This window comes from Cupriavidus sp. SIMBA_020 (assembly GCF_046535395.1).
Taxonomy (GTDB): domain Bacteria; phylum Pseudomonadota; class Gammaproteobacteria; order Burkholderiales; family Burkholderiaceae; genus Cupriavidus; species Cupriavidus campinensis.
The window spans coordinates 51,895-72,192 of sequence record NZ_JAWRWU010000007.1 but is presented as its reverse complement, the minus strand read 5'-3'; the positions used below and the strand labels follow the sequence as shown (position 1 = coordinate 72,192).

Sequence of the window (20,298 nt, the reverse complement as noted above, 5' to 3'; positions counted from 1 at the left end):
CCCTGTAAGCAGTGGTGAGGCCCGTTACAGGTTCGGCGCGAGGGCGCGTTCCAGCGTGGCACGGTCTTCGCCACGGCGCGCCACCATGTCGTCGAGCTGGTCCTGGCCGATCTTGCCAACGCTGAAGTACGTGGCGTCCGGATGCGCAAGATAGAAGCCGCTCACCGAGGCCGCCGGCGTCATCGCCAGCGATTCGGTGATGCCCATGCCGATCTCGCCGGCGTCGAGGAATTCGAACATCGGGCCCTTGACCGTGTGCTCCGGGCAGGCCGGATAGCCGGGCGCCGGGCGGATGCCGCGATACGACTCGGCGATCAGCTCGTCGTTGCTCAGCGTCTCGCCAGCGTTGTAGCCCCACAGGTCCGTGCGTACGCGGGCGTGCAGGCATTCGGCGAAGGCTTCGGCCAGACGGTCGGCCAGCGCCTTGAGCATGATCGCGCTGTAGTCGTCGTGGTCGGCCTCGAACTGGGCTTCCTTCTTGTCCACGCCAATGCCGGCCGTGACCGCGAACAGGCCGATGTAGTCGGCCACGCCGCTGTCCTTCGGGGCGATGAAATCCGCCAGGCTGCGGTTGGGGCGGCGCACGCCGTCCACCACCGGGCGCTCGCTCTGCTGGCGCAGGTTGTGCCAGGTCAGCGCCACCTTGGTGCGGGTCTCGTCGGTATAGATCTCGATGTCGTCGTCGTTGACCGTGTTGGCCGGCAGCAGCGCCATTACGCCGTTGGCGGTCAGCCAGCGGCCCTGGATCAGCCGGGCCAGCATGCTCTTGCCGTCCGAGAACACGCGGCGGGCGGACTCGCCCACGATCTCGTCGTTGAGGATGTCCGGGAATTTGCCGGCGAGGTCCCAGGTCTGGAAGAACGGGCCCCAGTCAATGTAGTTGGCCAGTTCGGCGAGGTCGTAGTTGCGGAACACGCGGCGGCCGATGAATTTCGGCTTCGGCGCCACGTAGGCGCTCCAGTCCACCGGCGTCTTGTTGGCGCGTGCCTGGGCCAGCGTCACCATCGGCGTGGCCTTCTTGCTGGCGTGCTGGGTGCGGATGCGGTCGTAGTCGACGCGCAGCTCGTCCAGGTACTTCTTGGCGCCTTCGTCCGAAAGCAGGCTGGAGGCCACGCTGACCGAGCGCGAGGCATCGGGCACGTAGACCACCGGACCTTCGTAGTGCGGGGCGATCTTGACCGCCGTGTGCACGCGCGAGGTGGTGGCGCCGCCAATCAGCAGCGGAATCTTCTTGATGCGGAAGTAGTCGTCACGCTGCATCTCGGACGCCACATAGGCCATTTCCTCGAGCGACGGGGTGATCAGGCCGGACAGGCCCACGATGTCCGCGCCCTCGACCTTGGCCCGCGCCAGGATCTCGTTGCAGGGCACCATCACGCCCATGTTCACGACTTCGAAGTTGTTGCACTGAAGCACCACCGACACGATGTTCTTGCCGATGTCGTGCACATCGCCCTTCACCGTGGCGATGACGATCTTGCCCCGCGCGCGCACGTCGCCGCCGGCCTCGGCCAGCAGGCGCTTCTCTTCCTCGATGAACGGCAGCAGGTGCGCCACGGCCTGTTTCATCACCCGCGCGCTCTTGACCACCTGCGGCAGGAACATCTTGCCGGCGCCGAACAGGTCGCCGACCACGTTCATGCCGTCCATCAGCGGCCCTTCGATCACCTCGATGGGACGGCCGCCGCGCGCGAAGATCTCCTGGCGCGCTTCCTCGGTATCCTCGACGATGAACGTGGTGATGCCGTGCACCAGCGCATGGGCGAGGCGTGCGGCCACCGTCACCGGCTGCTCGGGCGTGCCGCGCCAGGCCAGGTTCTCTTCCCGCTTGGCGCCGCCGCCCTTGAAGCGGTCGGCAATCTCCAGCAGGCGGTCCGTGGAATCGTCGCGGCGGTTCAGCACCACGTCTTCCACGCGCTCGCGCAGTTCCGGGTCGAGCTGGTCGTACACGCCCAGTTGGCCGGCATTGACGATGCCCATGTCCATGCCCGCCGCGATGGCGTGGTACAGGAACACGGTGTGGATGGCTTCGCGCACCACGTCGTTGCCGCGGAACGAGAACGACACGTTGGAGACACCGCCGCTCACCTTCGCATACGGCAGGTTCTGCTTGATCCAGCGCGTGGCCTCGATGAAGTCCACCGCGTAGTTGTTGTGCTCCTCGATGCCCGTGGCCACCGCGAAGATGTTCGGGTCGAAGATGATGTCCTCGGGCGGGAAGCCCAGCTCGTTCACCAGCAGGTCGTAGCTGCGCTTGCAGATCTCGGTCTTGCGCGCGAAGGTGTCGGCCTGGCCCTTCTCGTCGAACGCCATCACCACGGTGGCAGCGCCGTAGCGGCGGATCAGCGCGGCCTGGTGGCGGAACTGCTCCTCGCCCTCCTTGAGCGAGATCGAGTTCACCACCGGCTTGCCCTGCACGCATTGCAGCCCGGCCTCGATCACCTCCCACTTGGACGAGTCGATCATGATCGGCACCCGCGCAATGTCCGGCTCGGAGGCAATCAGGTTCATGAAGCGAACCATCGCCGCCTTCGAATCCAGCATGGCCTCGTCCATGTTGATGTCGATGATCTGCGCGCCGTTCTCCACCTGCTGGCGGGCCACGGCCAGCGCCTCGTCGAACTGGCCGTTCAGGATCATGCGCGCGAACGCCTTGGAGCCGGTGACGTTGGTACGCTCGCCCACGTTGACGAACAGCGTGTCGTCGTCGATGGTGAACGGCTCCAGGCCGGAGAGGCGCATCGGACGCGGGGGCAGGTTTTGCTGGCTCATGGGAAGGCTATGTCTCGCTATGTCTGGTGTGGGGCGGGCGATGGATCAGGCGGCGGCGGTGGCGGCCACGGCGGTGTCGTCGCAGTACTGGCCGGGCCAGGTGCGCGGCGCCTTGTTGGCCACGCGCTGGGCGATGGCCGCGATGTGCTCGGGCGTGGTGCCGCAGCAGCCGCCCACCAGGTTCACCAGCCCGGACGCGGCGAATTCCTCCACCAGCGACGAGGTGACCTCGGGCGTTTCGTCGAAGCCGGTGTCGCTCATCGGGTTGGGCAGGCCGGCGTTGGGGTAGCAGGACACCGCGGCGTCGCACACCTTGGCCAGTTCGGCGATGTACGGGCGCATCAGCGTGGCGCCGAGCGCGCAGTTCAGGCCGAAGGTGATCGGCCGGGCGTGGCGCAGGCTGTTCCAGAACGCCTCGACGGTCTGGCCGGAGAGAATGCGCCCCGAGGCGTCGGTCACGGTGCCGGAGATCATCACGGGCACGCGCTCGCCGGTGTCCTCGAACAGCTGGTCGATGGCGAACAGGGCGGCCTTGGCGTTCAGCGTGTCGAAGATCGTCTCGACCAGGAACACGTCGGCGCCGCCCTCGAGCAGACCCTTGCCCTGCTCGTAGTAGGACTCGCGCAGTTCCTCGAACGTGACGTTGCGCGCGCCGGGGTCGTTCACATCCGGGCTGATGCTGGCGGTCTTCGGCGTGGGGCCGAAGGCGCCGGCCACGAAGCGCGGCTTCTCCGGCGTGCTGAACTTGTCGCAGGCGGCGCGCGCCAGGCGGGCGGCCACGACGTTCATCTCATAGGCGAGGTCCGCCATCTTGTAGTCTTCCTGCGCCACGCGCGTGGCCCCGAACGTGTTGGTCTCGATCAGGTCCGCGCCGGCGGCAAGGTACTGCTCGTGGATCTCGCTGATGACTTCCGGGCGCGTCAGCAGCAGCAGTTCGTTGTTGCCCTTCACGTCGATGCGATGGTCCGCGAAGCGCGTGCCGCGATAGTCGGCCTCGCCAAGCTTGTAGCGCTGGATCATGGTGCCCATGGCGCCGTCCAGGATCAGGATGCGGTCGCGCAGCAACCGGGGCAGGTTGGCGGCCCGCGTGTACGGACGGACAGGTGTGGGAGTGGCGCTCATGACGGGGCTGGGGCGGAAGACTGCCGAATTTTGGGTAAGAGCGGGATTTTATCAGGGTGATCAAGGCATTGCGGGCAGAAAGGACATCGGAAACCCCGCTATTCCGCGCCGCGCCCGGGTTGTCAGTGCCGGGCGCGGCGGCCTACACTGGGAGACGTAATCGCCACCGCACTTGTTCCCGTCCTCCCAAACCCGCCCCAACCCGCCCAAACCGGCCCGAACCGCATGCAACACCTGAGCCCCGCCGACGCCCGCGCCCTGCTCGACAGCGCCCCCGATGCGCTGTTCATCGACTGCCGCAGCGAGATGGAATACCTGTTCGTCGGCCATCCGCAGGGCGCCCACAACGTGCCCTGGAACGATGGGCCGGACTGGGAGGTGAACCCGCATTTCGTCCAGGCGGTGAAGAAGCTGGCCGGCCATGCCTCGGCCCGCCCGGTGCTGCTGATCTGCCGCAGCGGCAACCGCTCCACGGCGGCGGCGCGTGCGCTGGAGGGCGCCGGCTTCACCACGGTGTACAACGTCCTGCACGGCTTCGAGGGCGACCTGGACCCCCAGCGGCATCGCAATACCCTGAATGGCTGGCGCCACGACGGGTTGCCGTGGGAACAGTACTGACACCGGCTGTTGACCCGCCCGCGCCATGAAAAACGCCCGCTTGCGCGGGCGTCGTCGTATCGCGGTGGGGCAGACGGTGCCGGGTCAGTGCATGACCAGCGGGTTGTTCATCACCGTATCGAACTTGCCGAGGAATTCATCCACCTCTTCCACGGATGGCTCGCTCTCGATCAGACGCGTCACATCGGCGCGGAAGGTCTCGGCCATATGGCCGCCGAGGAAAATTTCGCGTTTCAGGTTCTTGTCGACGATTTCGTAGCCGCCCGAGGCAAGGGGCGCATGCTCGACATCTGCTCCAAACTCGACAATGCAGTAATTGTCGCTGTTGTAGATCATTTGCATTGCGCTACCTCCTGGCGTCATGGTTGGCGACAATCCCGCAGATTATTGCGGTTTCCGGCGTTAAACCGGCGTGAATGCCGCGATTTCACCTCCAAGCTGAGGGTAGTCGTCCGTAATTCAAGTTCTGCTGCCGGACGAAACCTTGCGTGCCATTGCTGCCCTCCTAGGTTGGGCATCGGCGCCGCACGCAAGTTTCTTGAGCGCCGAGCAGTTCTGTATTCCAAATCTTTCAGCGTATTACTAGGGCACGTCGCATTGACCGCCGCATGCCGCATTGCCGAGGAACGCATCGAACACCGCGAAAAAGCGTTCCGGCTGTTCCAGGAACGGCAGGTGCGCGGCCTCGGGCAATACCTCCAGCTTCGCACCATGGATCTTGCTGGCAATGGATTGCGCCATCGAAACGGGCGCACCCTCATCGTTTTCGCCCACGATCACCAACGTGGGGCAATGAATCCGGCCGATGGCCTCCGAGAGGTCGAAGGCCACGATGGCTTGCGCCACCCCGACGTAGCCCTCCACCGGCGTACCCAGAAGCATCCTGCGGACCCGCTCGACCGCCTCCGGATGCGCTTCCCGGAATCCGGCCGTCAACCACCGCTCCAGCGTGGCATTGACCATGCCCGCCATGCCATGTGCCTCGGCCTGGCCGATGCGGTTGGCCCACATCGGGTGCGCCGTCATCGGCGTATGGTCTTGCGTGTCGACCAGCGTCAGCGACAGCAGCCGCTCCGCATGCCGCACGCCGAGCGTCTGCCCGATCATGCCGCCCACCGAGACCCCGCAGAAATGCGCCTGCGGAATCTCGAGGGTGTCCATCAGCGCGGCCACGTCATCGGCCAGCCGCGCCATCGTATAAGACCCGATCGGGGCATCGCTGCCGCCATGGCCGCGCAGGTCGTACCTCAGTATGCGATACCGGGGCGCCAGATGCCGTGCGGTGTCGTCCCAGAGCGACAAATTCGCACCCAAAGCGTGCGCCAACACCACCCACGGGCCGTCCGAACCGTCGATGCGGACCTGCAGGTCCACGTCGCCAGTGCGTATGCGTCGGGTGTTCGTGTCAGCCATATGTCGATCTCCGGAGTGTCACGGCACGAATGATTCTCAACGTCCCTCAGTACTACGATAGACGAGATCAATCTGAGTGCCATCGGGTTCCGTCTGACGCAGACGCGCCGGCAGCCATTTCAGCGCGGGCGCCAGCCACACTTCCACGCGCCGTTTATCACCCGGATGACGTGGCAGGCGCACGAAGTGCTTCGTGCTGACCATGCCATGCACGCCGATCTCGATGGTCTCCTCCCCCACGTATTGCACCTGCATCGGCTCCACCTCGCGGGTATCGGCCACATTGAAGGTGTCGGTCACGCCCGGCGCGGCGTAGCGCTGGGGGTTGGCGGCGACCCATCCCACCAGTTGCAGGAACACACTGAAGCGGTCCTGGAAGTTCTGCGGCATCGGCGCCTGGCCGCCACGCGTTTCAAACACGATCAGCCCGGCCGCAGGATCGAAGCGCGCCACTTCCTTCTTGCTGCGGCGGGCTTCCTCGTAGCGCAGCGGGGTCAGCCCGCCCGGCCCCATCTCGCCGGCGCTCTGGAACACGAAGCGGAACCACAGCACGCGCGTCTCCACCACCAGCCGGTAGCGGCCGCCGTCCTGCTCCCAGCGGATCAGGCCGTCCGGGTTCTGCACGCCATTGACGTAGCTCGAGTAATGCATGGTGGCCGATGGCGGCGGGGTGTACTGGGGCGATGCCGGCGCGGGCGGGGCCGGGGGCGCCGGCGCGGCGGTGGCGCTGGTACCGGCTGGCGCGGCCCCCTCCCCGCCGGTGCCGGTCACGGCGCTGGTCTCGCCAGATGGCGCCGTGGCCAGGTCCGGCGCCGCCTGCGGCTCGGCCGGCGCGAGCTGTGGCTGCGGCGTCGGCTGGGCCTTGGGCACGGGGCGCGGCCGGGGGCGCGGGGCCGGGGCGGGCGGAGTGGGCGGCGGCAGCAGCATCGCCTCCATCGACGGCGGAATGCTGATCTCGGGCAGGCCCGGCAACGGCATGCGCAGCAGCCCGAGCAGCACCAGCAGGTGCGCAATCACCACGCACACGGCGACCACGATCACCGCGACCCAGCGCTGCCTGAGCCGCCTGCGTGGTTTCGTGCTAGCGCGAGGGGTGGCCGGCGGGTCCGGCCGCGTGGCTGGCGCCAAGGTATCCGAGTTCCGAAGAGATCTGTCGGGCGATGTCCCGCACGCGGCGGTCCACCGAACCGCCCCATTCTGCATCGAATACGCTCTGCGCGCCGAGCACAATCAGCGCCATCGACAAATGCCCGTTGGCGTCGAACACCGGCAGCGAGATCGCGTTGATGCCCGGCAGCACGCCGCCGCGCGTGCGCGCCGCGCCCTGGGCGCGGACTTCGGCGCAGATGGCGTCGTAGTCGGCCAGCGAGGCGGGCATGTCCGGCAGCGGCGTGGCGCCGCGCGTGGCGAATTCCCGTTCGATCAGCGGCAGCGTCTGGCGCCGCGACAGGTAGGCGCCATACAGCCGCCCCGTGGCCGAGTTCAGCATCGGCATGACATCGCCCAGCCGCAGGCTCACGCTGACCGGATGGCTCGATTCCTCCCAATGGACGATGGTCGGCCCGTGGTTGCCCCACACGGCGATGCCGGCGGTCTGGTCGATCTCGTCGCGCAGCTGCGACAGCAGCGGCCGCGCCTTGCGCACCGGATCGAGCCGGTTCAGCCCCGCCAGACCCAGTTGCAGCGCGAACGGCCCGAGGTCATAGCGCCCGCTCACGGCGTCCTGCGCCACCGCGCCGAGCCGCTGGAAGCTCACCAGGTAACGGTGGGCCTTGGCCGGCGGCATGTCGGCGGCGGCGGCCAGGTCGCGCAGCATCATCGCGCGCGGCGAGGCCGCCAGCGCCTGGAGCAGCCGGAAGCCAACCTCGATCGACTGGATGCCCGCGCGCTTGCCATCGTCCTCACCGGCGTTGTCGTCCGGGCGGTCGGCGGCGTCATCGAGGCGGGAATCGTCGGGTGCGGTCATGCGGGGCGAAGGTGGGAGCGGCGTTGCCGGCCATTCTATACGGCGGGCGGCGGGCGGCGGGCGGCGGGCGGCGGACGGCGGACGGCGGACGGCGGACGGCGGGCGGCATCCTCGGGGTCCCGGGGTCCCGGGGTCCCGGGGTCCCGGGGTCCGGTAGACTACCGGCCACCGCACATCGACGATTGCCCGCACCCCCATGAAACTCGCAACCCTGAAGGACGGTTCGCGCGACGGCCAGCTCGTGGTCGTCTCCCGCGACCTCAAGACCGCGCACTTCGCCACCGACATCGCCGGCACGCTGCAGCGCGCGCTCGACGACTGGTCTTTCCACGCCCCGCAGCTCCAGGACCTCTACGACGCCCTGAACGCCGGCCGCGCGCGCCATCCGTTCCCGTTCCAGCCGAAGGACTGCATGGCGCCGCTGCCGCGCGCGTACCAGTGGGCCGACGGCTCGGCCTACGTCAACCACGTGGAACTGGTGCGCAAGGCCCGGGGCGCCGAGATGCCGCCCGAGTTCTGGACCGATCCGCTGATGTACCAGGGCGGCTCGGACGACTTCCTCGGCCCGCAGGACGACATCGTCTGCGCCAGCGAGGCGTTCGGCATCGACTTCGAGGCCGAGGTGGCCGTGATTACCGGCGACGTGCGCATGGGCGCCACGCCCGAGCAGGCCGGCGAAGGCATCCGCCTGGTGATGCTGGCCAACGATGTCTCGCTGCGCAACCTGATTCCGGCCGAGCTGGGCAAGGGCTTCGGCTTCTTCCAGAGCAAGCCGGCCACGGCGTTCTCGCCGGTGGCCGTCACGCCGGACGAACTGGGCGAAGCCTGGCACGACCGCAAGGTGCACCGGCCGCTGACCGTCCACTGGAACAGCAAGAAGGTGGGCGCGCCCGACTGCGGCACCGACATGGTGTTCGACTTCGGCCAGCTCATCGCGCACATCTGCAAGACGCGGAACGTGCGCGCGGGCAGCATCGTCGGCTCGGGCACGATCTCGAACGTGGACCGCAGCAAGGGCTACTGCTGCATCGCCGAGCAGCGCATGATCGAGACCATCGAAGGCGGCCAGCCGGTCACCGCGTTCATGAAATATGGCGACGCGGTGCGCATCGAGATGCTCGACGCCCAGGGCCAGTCGATCTTCGGCGCCATCGACCAGCTCGTGGCGCCGCGCTGACGCGCAATGTGCCTATAATTGTCCGACCGACCGGTCGGACAATTGATCCCATGCCGGCGGAGCCACCCCTTGCCACGGAAGCCGCCCCCATGACTGCAGAGACCCCCGAGACCCCGGACACCACCCTCTCCCCGCGCCTGGCGCGCTACGCGTCGCTAACGCTGCGCCGCCACGGCCCCGTGCTCGAGGTCATCATGGGCGCGGCGCAGTCCGCCAACCAGAAGCTGGCCACCGCCGACGCCGGCATGCACCGCGAGCTGGCCGAGATCTGGCGCGACATTTCCGCCGATCCGGACATCCGCGTGGCCGTCATCCGGGGCGAAGGCCGCGGCTTCTCGGCCGGTGGGGACCTGTCCCTGGTCGAGGACATGGCCAACGACTTCGCCACCCGCACGCGGGTCTGGCATGAAGCGCGCGACCTGGTCTACAACGTCATCAACTGCGACAAACCCATCGTCTCGGCCATGCACGGCCCGGCCGTGGGCGCCGGGCTGGTGGCGGGGCTGCTGGCCGACATCTCGATTGCCGCCAAGACCGCGCGGATCGTCGATGGCCATACCCGGCTGGGTGTGGCGGCGGGCGATCATGCGGCCATCGTGTGGCCGTTGCTGTGCGGAATGGCCAAGGCCAAGTACTATCTGATGCTGTGCGAGTCGCTCAGCGGCGAGGAAGCCGAGCGCATCGGCCTGGTCTCGCTGGCGGTGGACGAAGACCAGCTGGTAGCCAAGGCGTTCGAGGTGGCCAACCGCCTCGCGGCGGGGTCCCAGACCGCCATCCGCTGGACCAAGTACGCGCTGAACAACTGGCTGCGCATGGCTGGCCCGGCGTTCGATACCTCGCTGGCGCTCGAATTCATGGGCTTTGGCGGCCCCGACGTACATGAAGGCATGGCGAGCCTGCGCCAGAAGCGGCCGCCCGAATTCCAGTAACCGGCCAGCCAAGGTGGAATGATCGGCCCTGGCGGCCACCCCACGGAGCGTGCGCGACCATGTTCGGACAGATCCCCGATTTCACCAATGGCTTCGAATTCCTGCGCCGTATCTGGAGCGCCGGCGGCAGCCTGCCGGGCGGCGGCATGATGCCCGGCCTGAGCGCGATGACCCCGCCGATGGACCTCGAAGAAGTCGACAAGCGCATCCACGACCTGAAAGCCGTGGAAGGCTGGCTGCAACTGAACGCGAGCCTGCTGCGCACCACCATCCAGGGGCTGGAGGTGCAGCGCGCCACGCTGGTGGCGCTGCAAACCTTCGGCAACGCGCTGTCCCCGGAAGCCATGCAGACCGCGATGGAGAACGTGGCGCGCGCGGCCAACGCGCCGAGCACCTCGCCGCCGCACCCCTTCCGTCCCGCCGCAGCCCCCGAGACCGTCTCCGAAGCCGAAGCCGACGCGGCCAATGCCGAGGACGACGACGACTTCGACGCGCCGCCCGACACCGCCGCCGAGGCCGCCGGGGGCGAAGAGCCCGAGCCCGCCCCATCGCCCGAATCCGCCGGCCCCGCACCGCTGCCGCCCAACGCGAGCCTGTGGTGGGATCTGCTCCAGCAACAGTTCAGCCAGATCGCCAGCAGCGCGACGGCGGCCACCACGGCACCGTTCGGCAACCTGGGCGGATTCGGTGGGATGGGCGCCCCGGGCGCGGAGGGCGTGGCGCCCGCCGCACGGGACAATCCTGCCCCGAATGGCAAGGCGAGCCCGAAGCCGGCGGCAAAGCGTACGCCGGCAAGGAAGCCCGCCGCGAAGAAAGCTGCCACCAAGGCTGCGAAGCCCGCCACCAGGAAACCCGCCGCGAAAAAGCCCAGGCAGCCCGCCGCCAAGACACCCGCCGCGCCAGGCACCCCCGAGGACAGCGTAGAGTGAGCCGCCAGTGAACGTCGCGCACGCCGATCCGGCCATCCGCGCCAGCCAGCGCCAGCGCACGGCGCTGGTCATGATGGGCGGCGGCGCGCGGGCGGCCTACCAGGCCGGCGTGCTGGCCGGCATCGCCCGTATCGCCGCGCGGCATGGCCTCGCGCATTGCCCGCTGCCGTTCGGCATCGTCACCGGCACCTCGGCCGGGGCGATCAACAGCGCCGGCATGGCGGTGGGCGCCGCGGACTTCCAGGCCGCCACCGACCGCCTCGGCGCGCTCTGGCACGGCATTCATGCCGATGACGTCTATCGCACCGGCGTGCTGGGCGTGGGCGTCTCGGGCGCGCGCTGGCTTTCGTCGCTCGCATTCGGCTGGATCACGCGCCAGGCCCCGCGCGCGCTGTTCGATAACGCCCCGCTCGACAGCTTCCTGACCGAGCTGTTCGAACCCGGCCGCGTGCAGGCCAGCCTGGACGCGGGCGTGCTCCAGGCTTTCGCCGTGACCGCGCTGTCCTACAGCACCGGCCGCCATGTCACGTTCTACCAGTCGCACCGGCGCATCCAGCCGTGGCAGCGCAGCCAGCGGCTGGCCGTGGAAGCGCCGATTGGCGTGGACCACCTGCTCGCTTCCTCGTCGATTCCGTTTTTGTTCCCGTCCGTGCCGCTCGAGATCGAGGGCCATCACGAGTGGTTCGGCGACGGCACGATGCGCCAGATGTCGCCGCTCTCGCCGGCCATCCACCTTGGCGCTTCGCGCATCCTGGCCATCGGCGCGGCGTCGCGCCAGCGGCCGGGCTGGTTCGATACCGTGCCGTCCGGCGGCTATCCGTCGCTCGCGCAGGTGGGCGGGCAGGCGCTGGCCAGCATCTTTCTCGATGGCCTGCAGGCCGATATCGAACGGCTGACGCACATCAACCGGCTGCTCGCGCGCATGCCCGAGGCCGCCGGCGATACCGACGGCTGGCGCCCGGTGGAAGTCATGACAATTGCCCCGAGCGAGCCGATCGAGGCCATTGCCGCCCAGCATGTGCACCGCTTGCCGCGTACGGTGCGCGCGCTGCTCGCCCCGCTCGGCGGGACCGAGGCGCGCGGCGCCGCGTTCGCGAGCTACCTGCTGTTCGAGCCCGAATTCACCCAGGCCCTGCTGGCGCTGGGCGAGCGCGATGCCGCGGCGGAGGCTGACGCCATCGCGGCCTTCCTCTATGGCGTGGTGCCCGAAACCGGGCACGCCGCCGTGCGCGCTACCGATCCCGCGCTGGCGCCCTAAGGCCCCTATGGCCCCTATGGCCCCTATGGCCCCTATGGCCCCCTGAGCAGCCGTCCCAGCGCCGCTTTTCGGGCTCCCAGGTCGCAATTCGTCCACTTTCCCGGGGCAAGCCTCGCTGATTCCTCAGTCATCGCTTCCCGGAAAAAGGGCAACGTCTGTTGCAATCCCTCGTAACCGCACTAAAAAGGAACTAGAGAAAAGATTCGAGAATAATTCCCATCTGGTAGAATCCGCCCGTAATTTCAAAGGCTTACCATGCTCTACCCCGAACTGTTCAAATCATTGGAATCGGTCCGCTGGCACATGGACAAGGACATCCCCTGGGATTCCTTCGACCCCAGCCTGCTGACGGACGATCAGGCGAAGACCATCCGCATGAATGCCATCACCGAATGGTCCGCCCTGCCGGCCACGGAGATGTTCCTGCGCGATAACCGCCATGATTCCGACTTTTCGGCGTTCATGAGCATCTGGTTCTTCGAGGAACAGAAGCATTCGCTGGTGCTGATGGAGTACCTGCGCCGCTTCCGCCCGGACCTCGTGCCAACGGAAGAAGAGCTGCACGCGGTGCGCTTCGAGTTCGATCCGGCCCCGCCGCTGGAGACGCTCATGCTGCACTTCTGCGGCGAGATCCGCCTGAACCACTGGTATCGCCGTGCCGCCGAATGGCACACCGAGCCGGTGATCAAGCACATCTACCGCACGTTGTCGCAGGACGAAGCCCGCCATGGCGGCGCCTACCTGCGCTATATGAAGAAGTACCTGGCGCAGTTCGGCGACTCCGCGCGCGCCGCCTTCGCCAAGATCGGCGTGCTGATGGCTTCGGCCCGCCGCACGGAAAAGCCGCTCCACCCGACCAACCTGCACGTGAACAAGGCGTTGTTCCCCAACGACACCGTGCAGTCCCGCCTGCCGGACCCGGACTGGCTCGAGCACTGGCTCGACGAGCAGATCCGCTTCGACGAAGTGTGGGAAAAGAAGGTGATCGAGCGCATCCTGCACAACATGTCGCTGCTGTTCGAACGCACGTTCGACACCGTGCAGGAGCTGAACCGCTACCGCAAGGAACTGAACGCCAGCCTCGTGGCGGCGGGCCAGCAACCGGCCTGACCCCGCGACCCGCGCCGTTCCATGACCGCTCCCGCCTTCGAATCGAAGCTCGTTCCCGCTGACGACGCGGCCGCGCTGCGCGCCGCCGTGGCCGCCCTGCCGCGCCCGCTGGTCTTCACCAACGGCGTGTTCGACATCATGCACCGTGGCCACGCCACCTACCTCGCGCAGGCGCGCGAGCTGGGCGCGGCGCTGATCGTGGGCGTGAATAGCGACGGTTCGGTGAAGATGCTGGGCAAGGGCGATGACCGCCCGCTGAACCATGAGTCGGACCGCATGGCGCTGCTCGCAGCGCTGGCCTCGGTCGATCTGGTGGCGATGTTCCGCGAAAAGACGCCAGTGGAGCTGATCCGCCTGGTGCGCCCCGACATCTATGTGAAGGGCGGCGACTACGACATCGACACCCTCGAGGAAACCCGCCTCGTCCGTAGCTGGGGCGGCCAGGCCTACGCCATCCCCTTCCTGCACGACCGCTCCACCACCAAGCTGCTGACCAAGGTGCGCCAGCAGGGCTGATCAGCCTCGCTGTTCAACCTTCGGCGCCCGATCCGGGCTGTTTCGCGCCGCGCGCCTGCGTGCCGGCGCGGCACGCCTGGAGCGACTCCGCGCCATAACGCAGGCGCACTTCATCCATCCTTGCCCGCACCGCGTCGTCCGAGGACGTCACGCGCAGCCATTGGCGCGATACCGGCCGCGGTGCGTCCGTAATCAGCGCCGTGCGCACGCCCTGGGCGCGCAGGGATTCGAGGAAGCGGTCGGCGCGCTCGCGCTCCCGGAACAACCCCAGCGACACGGTATAAGACGCCGGGGACGCCTCAGAGGCACCCTCCTCGCTGCTCACCACGGACACATCGGTCACCTTGCGGCGCTTCAGCTCCGCCAGCTTGCGGTCAGCGTTCTCGCGCGTGGGCTGTGCCGGCAGGTGGACCCACCAGCGCACCTGTTCGGTCCGCTCGAACTGCTGCACCGGCAGCGTGGCGCCGGGGGCGATGGCGGCGAGGTCTTCACGCGCCCGCGCCACGGTCTGTGCCGAGAACCCGCCGATCTCGAAGCAGGCATCGGCGCGCGGGGCCGGCTGGGCCACGGCCAGCGAGACACTGCCGGCGGGGGCGGGACCCAGCGCGCCGCGCGGCGCGCTGGTCGGTGGCGCCGGGGCCGGGCGCCCGGTGGCGGTGTCGGCGGGCGGCTCCAGCCGCATCCGCTCGCCGCGCACCTGCTGGGCCACCCGCTGCGGCTCGCGCGGGCTTTCCATCCAGCCGGCCAGCGGGTCCGGGCCAAACCCGCCCAGCACGGCAGCCAGCAGCAGCGCGTTGACGAGCAGCAGGATCAGCAGCAGGGCAGTCTGGCCTTTCTGGGACATGGAAGACGGATTCGGTTGGCGATGCTGGGAAGCTTGGATGCTGGGCCGCCTGGCGGCTGCCTCAGGCCCCGGTGGCCATCGCGTGCAGTCCAAGCAGCACGAGATTATCGTGCATCTCGAACGGCATCGCGAGTGCGCCGGAGAGCGCCTGTCGCGCACCGCCCGAAAGCAGGCAGCGTACCGGCCCGCGTTCGCCCAGCGCCCGCCAGGAGCGCTCCACGGCGCCGGCCTGAGCGGCCAGGCAGCCGGCGGCGATGGCGTCGTGAGTGTTGTCAGCGCCCAACGCCCGCACCGCCCGCGCGGCGCCCGCGCCGGTATCGAGCACGTCCAGCGCCGGCAGTTGGGCCGTGTTGCGGGCCAGCGAGCCGAGCATCAGCGCCACGCCGGGCAGGATCAGCCCGCCTTCGAAGCGCGCGCCGCCATCGGCCTGCGCCGTAACGATGTCCAGCGTAGTGGCCGTGCCGGCCGTGACGATCAGCAACGTCTCGCCGGGCAGCCAGCGGTGCGCGCCGATGCTGCCGACCCAGCGGTCCACGCCGAGCTGCGTGGGCTCGCGGTAGCCGTTGACGAGGTCGCCGTGGGCGGCCGTGGTGCGTACCCATTGCAGCGTTGGGGCGGCCCCGAAGGCGTCGCCCAGCGTGGCCGCCACCGCCTTGCCAATCGCCGCTCCGGCCACATTGGCGATCCAGACCGACGGCACGCCGCCATCCGCCAGCCCGCGCCACGTGCCGACCAGCGCCGCCAACTCCGCCGGTGCGGCGTGGGTGGCGGCGCCCGCGTGGCGCCAAGGGGTGGGCAGGGTGGCAGGTGGCGCGGCCGCGTCAGTGTCGTCCGTGCTCCACGCCCATTTGAGTCGCGTATTGCCGATATCGATGAGCAGGCGCGCGCTCATGCCGCCGCTCCGCGCAAGGACACCTCGCCGCTGGCGATCCGTTGCAGCCCGTCCGCCGTCTCCAGCAGCAGGTGGCCGTCGCCGTCCACGCCCCGGGCGAGGCCCTCGGCCAGCAGCGTGCCGTCGTGCAGCAGCCGCACCGGTTCGTCGCGGAAGGCATCGCGCGCGGACCAGCGGGCCGCCATCGGCGCGAAGCCTTCGGCCAGGAACACGGCGCGCATCGCCGCCAGCCGGTTCAGCACCGCGCCGAGGATCCGGGTGGGAAGGTGGGCCGGGTTGAAGCCCGGCAGCGCCTCCGCCACGCCGGCCAGCGGGCGGCCCAGCGCGGCTTCCATCCGGGCATCGCGCACCAGGTTCAGGCCGATGCCGATCACCGCCCAGAGCGCGCCGGGCCGCGCCGGCACCGATTCGATCAGGATGCCGGCCAGCTTGCGGCCATCGATCTGGAGGTCGTTGGGCCATTTCAGGCCCACGCGGGGGCCGAGCACGGGGGCGACGTCCTCGAGCGCCTCCGCCAGCGCCAGTCCCACGGCCAGGCTCAGGCCGCTCAGGCGGGCCGGGGTCAGCGCCAGCGGCATGGCCACCGAGAAGGTCAGCCCCGCCTGCCCCTGCCACGGCCGGCCCTGGCGGCCGCGCCCGGCGGTCTGGCGATAGGCCACGCGCACCCGCGCGCTGTCTTCACCCTCCACCCAGCCGGCGCTGCGGCAGGCCTGGGTCAGGTCGGCGTTGGTCGAGCCGGTTTCCTCCACCACCTCCACGGTCCAGCCGCGCGCGGGGCCGGCGTCCAGCGCGGTGCGCAGCGCGGCGGCGTCAATGTGCCACGCGGGCAGCGCGGCGGCATCGTCGGCAAGGCTGGGAATGCTGGGGGGGGAGCGGTCGGGAGGCGCGGTCATGCGGGGCGGGTCAAGGTCAGCGCGCGGGGTTGCGCAGTTAGCCGCGATTGTAGCCGCGTCGCCCGATTTGGCCGGATTGGCCCGATGGCGTGGCTGTCAGACGGCGCCGCGTGGCCGTGTCAGAGGATGCCCGGTCGCCACGTCACGGCCGGTAGCATAGAATCGAGACTCCCCCATCACATCGCCGCCCCCCTTTGGATTCACCCTTGGATCGCCCATCGACGCCAGCCATCACGATTTCGCGCCAGGACGGATCCTGCAGCATCGCACTGCAGGGGGACTGGACCGCACTCGCGCTCGCCGGCTGCCACGAAGCGCGTGGGCTGCGCGCGCAGTTGCACGAACTGACCGAGGCGCCCCAGCACGCCGCGTGGTCGCTGGCCGGCGTGAACCGGCTCGACCATATCGGCGCGCAGCTGATCTGGCAGGCGTGGAACGGCAAGATGCCGGCGAACGTGGCGCTCAACGACGGCCAGCGCCGCGTGTTCGACCGCATCGCCTCGCTGCGCCGCGACGGCTGGAAGAAGCGCATGGTGGATCGCTTCAACCCGGTCACCATCCTCGGCGCGAGCCTGCTGTCGTTCTTCGCCCAGTTCGCCATCGGGGTGACCATGCTGGGCCAGCTCACCTTCGACCTGCTGCGCTTCGCCCGGGCGCCGCACCGAGGGCCATGGCGCGAGATTTCGGCCAACGTCTATAACGTGGGATACAAGGCGCTGGGCATCACGGCGCTGGTGGGCTTCCTGATCGGCATCGTGCTGTCCTATCTGTCGGCCAACCAGCTGCGCACCTTCGGCGCCAGCACCTTCATCGTCAACATCCTGGGCATGGCCGTGATCCGCGAGCTGGGGCCGGTGCTGGCCGCCATCCTGATCGCCGGGCGCTCCGGGTCCGCCATCACCGCGCAGATTGGCGTGATGCGCGTGACCGAGGAACTCGATGCGATGCGGGTGATGGGCATCTCGCACGGCTTCCGGCTGATCATGCCGCGCGTGATCGCGCTGGCCGTGGCCATGCCGCTGCTGGTGGCCTGGACCGACATGATGGCGCTGCTGGGCGGCATGACCGCCGCGCAGTTCCAGCTGGGCATCAGCTATTCGTTCTTCCTGCGCCAGCTGCCCGAGGCGGTGCCGGTGGCCAACCTCTGGCTCGGGCTGGGCAAGGGCGTGGTGTTCGGCATGCTGATCGCGCTGACGGCCTGCCACTTCGGCCTGCGCATCCGGCCGAACACGCAGAGCCTGGGCGAAGGCACGACGGCCTCGGTGGTCACGTCGATCACCGTGGTCATCATCGCCGACGCGATCTTCGCCATCCTGTTCAAGGACGTGGGCCTATGAACCAACCGGCCAATCCCTCCCCCGCCCGCCGCGAGACGATCATCGAGGTGCGCGACCTGGTCAAGCGCTACGGCGACAACGTGGTGCACGACCACCTCAACCTCGATGTCTATCGCGGCGAGGTGCTGTCCATCGTGGGCGGCTCGGGCACGGGCAAGACCGTGCTGCTGCGCCAGATCGTCGGGCTGGAGCGGCCCACCTCAGGGACCATCAAGGTCTTCGGCGAGAGCCCCGCCAAGCTGAAGCCGGCACAGTTGCAGGCGCTGCGCAACCGCTGGGGACTCCAGTTCCAGCGCGGGGCGCTGTTCTCGGCGTTGTCGGTTATCGATAACATCGCCCTGCCCATGCGCGAGCTGCGCGCCCTGCCGGACAACCTGATCTGCCAGGCCTCGCTGCTCAAGCTGCAACTGGTGGGGCTCTCGGCCAAGGACGCCGACAAGATGCCGGCCGACCTCTCCGGCGGCATGATCAAGCGCGTGGCGCTGGCCCGCGCGCTGGCGCTGGAGCCGGAGCTGGTGTTCCTCGACGAGCCCACGGCCGGCCTGGACCCGATGGCCTCCGACGACTACGTGGCCCTGATCCGCGAACTGCGGCGCGAGCTGGGCCTGACCGTGGTGATGATCACCCACGACCTCGACACCCTGGTAGCGCTGTCCGACCGCGTGGCCGTGCTGGCCGACCGCAAGGTGCTGGCCGCCGCCCCGATCCCCGAACTGGTGAAGGTGGACCACCCCTTCATCCGCGAATATTTCCTGGGCGACCGCGCCCAGCGCGCGTTGCAGGCCCTGCCGGCCCCGAGCCGGCCCGAGGCCCCGCGCCCCCCTTCCGGAGACACCTGATGGAAAACAAGTCGAACGCCTTCCTTGCCGGCGTTTTCACCATCGGACTGGCCGTGCTGGTGCTGTTCTCGCTGTTCTGGTTCAGTTCCGACCACGCCGTGCGCGTGCCGTATGACCTCATCACCCGCTCCACGGTGAACGGCCTCGGGCCGCAGGCCGATGTAAAGTATCGGGGGCTCGACGTGGGCAAGGTGGTGTCGATCAAGTTCGATCCGCAGGTGCCGGGGCAGATCATCGTGCGCATCAGCGTGAACCAGGACACGCCGATTACCCGCACCACCTACGCCACGCTGGGCTTCCAGGGCGTGACCGGCATCGCCTACGTGCAGCTCGATGACACCGCGCGCGAGGCCGGCAACGACAAGGCGTCGCCGCCGCTGCCCACCTCGGCGCGGGCGCCGGCGCGCATCGCCATGCGGCCGGGCTTCTTCGAGGAACTGGAGAAGCGCGGCGACTCGCTGCTGACCCAGACCGAGACGCTGATGGCCTCGCTTAACGAGATGTTCCAGACCACCAACCGCGACGAGCTGATGGCCGCCATCCGCTCGGTACACAAGACAGCCGAGGATTACTCGAAGCTATCCGCCTCGCTCCAGCCGGCCGCCGCCAAGCTGCCGCAGGCGGTGGACAACCTCAACGCCACGCTGGCCTCCACGCGGCGCCTGGCTGACGAGCTGGCCAGCCCCAACGGCACGGTGCTGCGCACGGTCAACGGCGTGGGCACCAACCTCCAGGGCGCGGCGGACTCGGTGCAGTCGGCCGCCGGCATCCTGAGCGAGGAAACGCTGCCGCAGCTCAACGGTCTGGCGCGCGACGCCCGCCAGACCGCGCGCACCATCGACCGCGCCGCCGGCACCTTCAACGACCGGCCCAGCAGCGTGCTGTTCGGCGGCCCCTCGCCCGCGCCGGGCCCGGGCGAAGCGGGGTTCCGCGCACCATGACCATCCACCATCGCTCTCACTTTCATCTGGACCCAGCCATGACGCCTGTAGGACTCGTACGAATCGCTGCTTTGGCCGCACTGCTGGCACTGGCCGGATGCAGCGCGCTGTCGCCGGGACCGTCCGCGCTGACCTACGACCTCGGGCCGATGGCCGGCACGCCGTCCCAGTCGCCCGCGGCGCTGCCCAAGCTGCGCGTGGCCCAGACCGATGGCCCGGTATGGATGGACAACCAGTCGCTTTACTACCGCCTGCAATATTCCCAGGCGCAGCGCCTGCAGGCCTATGCCACGCAGCGCTGGGTGGATTCGCCGCCCCGGCTGTTCGATGCGCGCCTGCGCGACGCGGTGTCCGGGCGCGGCGCGCTGACGTGGTTCGGCGATGGCTCGGTGCCGGCACTCAAGGTGGACCTGCTCGCCTTCGAGCAGGTGTTCGACAGCGCCACCGCCAGCCGCGGCGTGGTGCGGGCGCGCGCCACCGTCTATCACAAGGGCCTGATCGGGCAGAAGACCTTCGTGGCCGAGCAGCCCGCCCCCAGCGCCGATGGGGCCGGCGGCGTCAAGGCGCTCTCCACCAGCAGCGATGCGGTGATCGCCGCCATCCTCGACTGGGCCGCCACGCTGCCGCTGGCTGCCGCCACGGCATCCGGCCCCGCCGCGCTGCCCGTCGCCAACCCGCCCGGCGCCAATGCGGTGCCGCTGCCGGCCTCGCCGCCGTCACCGAATCCGCCCCGGCCGTAACG

Annotated in this window: 20 protein-coding genes; 11 read left to right on the top strand and 9 right to left on the bottom strand. The window is 69.0% G+C overall.

Features of this window, described 5'->3' with window-relative positions; translation table 11 throughout:
• Positions 1 to 24: 24 nt before the first annotated feature.
• Both metH and SB751_RS15195 read right to left on the bottom strand, forming a co-directional pair.
• Positions 25 to 2,772: a methionine synthase gene (metH, locus tag SB751_RS15200; RefSeq protein WP_144202524.1), complete on the bottom strand. Its 2,748-nt coding sequence runs from the start codon at positions 2,770 to 2,772 to the stop codon at positions 25 to 27.
• Positions 2,773 to 2,817: 45 nt separating this feature from the next.
• Positions 2,818 to 3,894, bottom strand: a complete 1,077-nt coding sequence (locus SB751_RS15195) for a homocysteine S-methyltransferase family protein (RefSeq protein WP_410748204.1) — start codon at positions 3,892 to 3,894, stop codon at positions 2,818 to 2,820.
• A 225-nt stretch (positions 3,895 to 4,119) separates the two neighbouring features.
• Between SB751_RS15195 and SB751_RS15190 the strand changes: the two genes are divergently transcribed.
• The gene (locus SB751_RS15190; RefSeq protein WP_144202528.1) at positions 4,120 to 4,512 is read left to right on the top strand and encodes a rhodanese-like domain-containing protein; all 393 of its coding nucleotides are present in this window, start codon (positions 4,120 to 4,122) and stop codon (positions 4,510 to 4,512) included.
• 84 nt (positions 4,513 to 4,596) lie between these two features.
• On the opposite strand, the gene SB751_RS15185 is transcribed toward SB751_RS15190, so the two are convergent.
• The 4 genes from SB751_RS15185 to SB751_RS15170 form a co-directional block, all read right to left on the bottom strand.
• Positions 4,597 to 4,854 (bottom strand): DUF3567 domain-containing protein, encoded by a 258-nt coding sequence (locus tag SB751_RS15185; protein WP_092291295.1) that lies wholly within the window; start codon positions 4,852 to 4,854, stop codon positions 4,597 to 4,599.
• A gap of 240 nt (positions 4,855 to 5,094) precedes the next feature.
• Entirely contained in the window at positions 5,095 to 5,925 is an 831-nt protein-coding gene (gene pcaD / locus SB751_RS15180) for a 3-oxoadipate enol-lactonase (protein WP_144202530.1), read from the bottom strand.
• 36 nt (positions 5,926 to 5,961) lie between these two features.
• A complete protein-coding gene (locus SB751_RS15175) occupies positions 5,962 to 6,966 on the bottom strand; it encodes a DUF3108 domain-containing protein (RefSeq protein WP_313819222.1) in 1,005 nt (334 codons plus the stop codon).
• Between the two features lie 40 nt (positions 6,967 to 7,006).
• Positions 7,007 to 7,891 (bottom strand): IclR family transcriptional regulator, encoded by an 885-nt coding sequence (locus SB751_RS15170; RefSeq protein ID WP_144202532.1) that lies wholly within the window; start codon positions 7,889 to 7,891, stop codon positions 7,007 to 7,009.
• 196 nt (positions 7,892 to 8,087) lie between these two features.
• Here SB751_RS15170 and SB751_RS15165 point away from each other — a divergent pair, with 196 nt between their 5' ends.
• The 6 genes from SB751_RS15165 (at position 8,088) to rfaE2 (ending at position 13,810) form a co-directional block, all read left to right on the top strand.
• The gene (locus SB751_RS15165) at positions 8,088 to 9,068 is read left to right on the top strand and encodes a fumarylacetoacetate hydrolase family protein (RefSeq protein WP_144202534.1); all 981 of its coding nucleotides are present in this window, start codon (positions 8,088 to 8,090) and stop codon (positions 9,066 to 9,068) included.
• Positions 9,069 to 9,157: 89 nt separating this feature from the next.
• Positions 9,158 to 9,997 carry an enoyl-CoA hydratase/isomerase family protein gene (locus SB751_RS15160; RefSeq protein ID WP_144202536.1) on the top strand — a complete coding sequence of 280 codons (840 nt, stop codon included), beginning with the start codon at positions 9,158 to 9,160 and terminating at the stop codon, positions 9,995 to 9,997.
• A 59-nt stretch (positions 9,998 to 10,056) separates the two neighbouring features.
• The gene (locus SB751_RS15155) at positions 10,057 to 10,926 is read left to right on the top strand and encodes a PhaM family polyhydroxyalkanoate granule multifunctional regulatory protein (protein ID WP_313819219.1); all 870 of its coding nucleotides are present in this window, start codon (positions 10,057 to 10,059) and stop codon (positions 10,924 to 10,926) included.
• A gap of 70 nt (positions 10,927 to 10,996) precedes the next feature.
• A complete protein-coding gene (locus tag SB751_RS15150; RefSeq protein WP_211944264.1) occupies positions 10,997 to 12,184 on the top strand; it encodes a patatin-like phospholipase family protein in 1,188 nt (395 codons plus the stop codon).
• 255 nt (positions 12,185 to 12,439) lie between these two features.
• Complete coding sequence (locus SB751_RS15145) at positions 12,440 to 13,294, top strand: ferritin (RefSeq protein WP_092291283.1); 855 nt, start codon at positions 12,440 to 12,442, stop codon at positions 13,292 to 13,294.
• Between the two features lie 21 nt (positions 13,295 to 13,315).
• On the top strand, positions 13,316 to 13,810 hold the full coding sequence (gene rfaE2, locus SB751_RS15140) for a D-glycero-beta-D-manno-heptose 1-phosphate adenylyltransferase (protein ID WP_211944262.1): 495 nt from the start codon (positions 13,316 to 13,318) through the stop codon (positions 13,808 to 13,810).
• Between the two features lie 13 nt (positions 13,811 to 13,823).
• Here the strand turns inward: rfaE2 and SB751_RS15135 are convergent, their stop codons facing one another.
• From SB751_RS15135 to SB751_RS15125, 3 genes are all read right to left on the bottom strand, one after another.
• The gene (locus SB751_RS15135) at positions 13,824 to 14,654 is read right to left on the bottom strand and encodes an SPOR domain-containing protein (RefSeq protein WP_250024981.1); all 831 of its coding nucleotides are present in this window, start codon (positions 14,652 to 14,654) and stop codon (positions 13,824 to 13,826) included.
• 61 nt (positions 14,655 to 14,715) lie between these two features.
• A complete protein-coding gene (locus SB751_RS15130) occupies positions 14,716 to 15,546 on the bottom strand; it encodes a type III pantothenate kinase (RefSeq protein WP_313819218.1) in 831 nt (276 codons plus the stop codon).
• A complete protein-coding gene (locus SB751_RS15125) occupies positions 15,543 to 16,439 on the bottom strand; it encodes a biotin--[acetyl-CoA-carboxylase] ligase (RefSeq protein ID WP_144202546.1) in 897 nt (298 codons plus the stop codon). Before SB751_RS15125 ends, SB751_RS15130 begins: the two co-directional genes overlap by 4 nt.
• Before the next feature lie 206 nt (positions 16,440 to 16,645).
• Between SB751_RS15125 and SB751_RS15120 the strand changes: the two genes are divergently transcribed.
• The 4 genes from SB751_RS15120 to SB751_RS15105 are packed head-to-tail and all read left to right on the top strand — an operon-like array spanning position 16,646 to position 20,296.
• Positions 16,646 to 17,776 carry an MlaE family ABC transporter permease gene (locus SB751_RS15120; RefSeq protein ID WP_211944100.1) on the top strand — a complete coding sequence of 377 codons (1,131 nt, stop codon included), beginning with the start codon at positions 16,646 to 16,648 and terminating at the stop codon, positions 17,774 to 17,776.
• Complete coding sequence (locus tag SB751_RS15115; RefSeq protein WP_144202550.1) at positions 17,773 to 18,615, top strand: ABC transporter ATP-binding protein; 843 nt, start codon at positions 17,773 to 17,775, stop codon at positions 18,613 to 18,615. The genes SB751_RS15120 and SB751_RS15115 overlap by 4 nt, the downstream gene beginning before the upstream one ends.
• Entirely contained in the window at positions 18,615 to 19,556 is a 942-nt protein-coding gene (locus tag SB751_RS15110; RefSeq protein WP_186296971.1) for an MlaD family protein, read from the top strand. The genes SB751_RS15115 and SB751_RS15110 overlap by 1 nt, the downstream gene beginning before the upstream one ends.
• A 38-nt stretch (positions 19,557 to 19,594) precedes the next feature.
• Entirely contained in the window at positions 19,595 to 20,296 is a 702-nt protein-coding gene (locus SB751_RS15105; RefSeq protein WP_144202554.1) for an ABC-type transport auxiliary lipoprotein family protein, read from the top strand.
• Positions 20,297 to 20,298 lie beyond the last annotated feature (2 nt).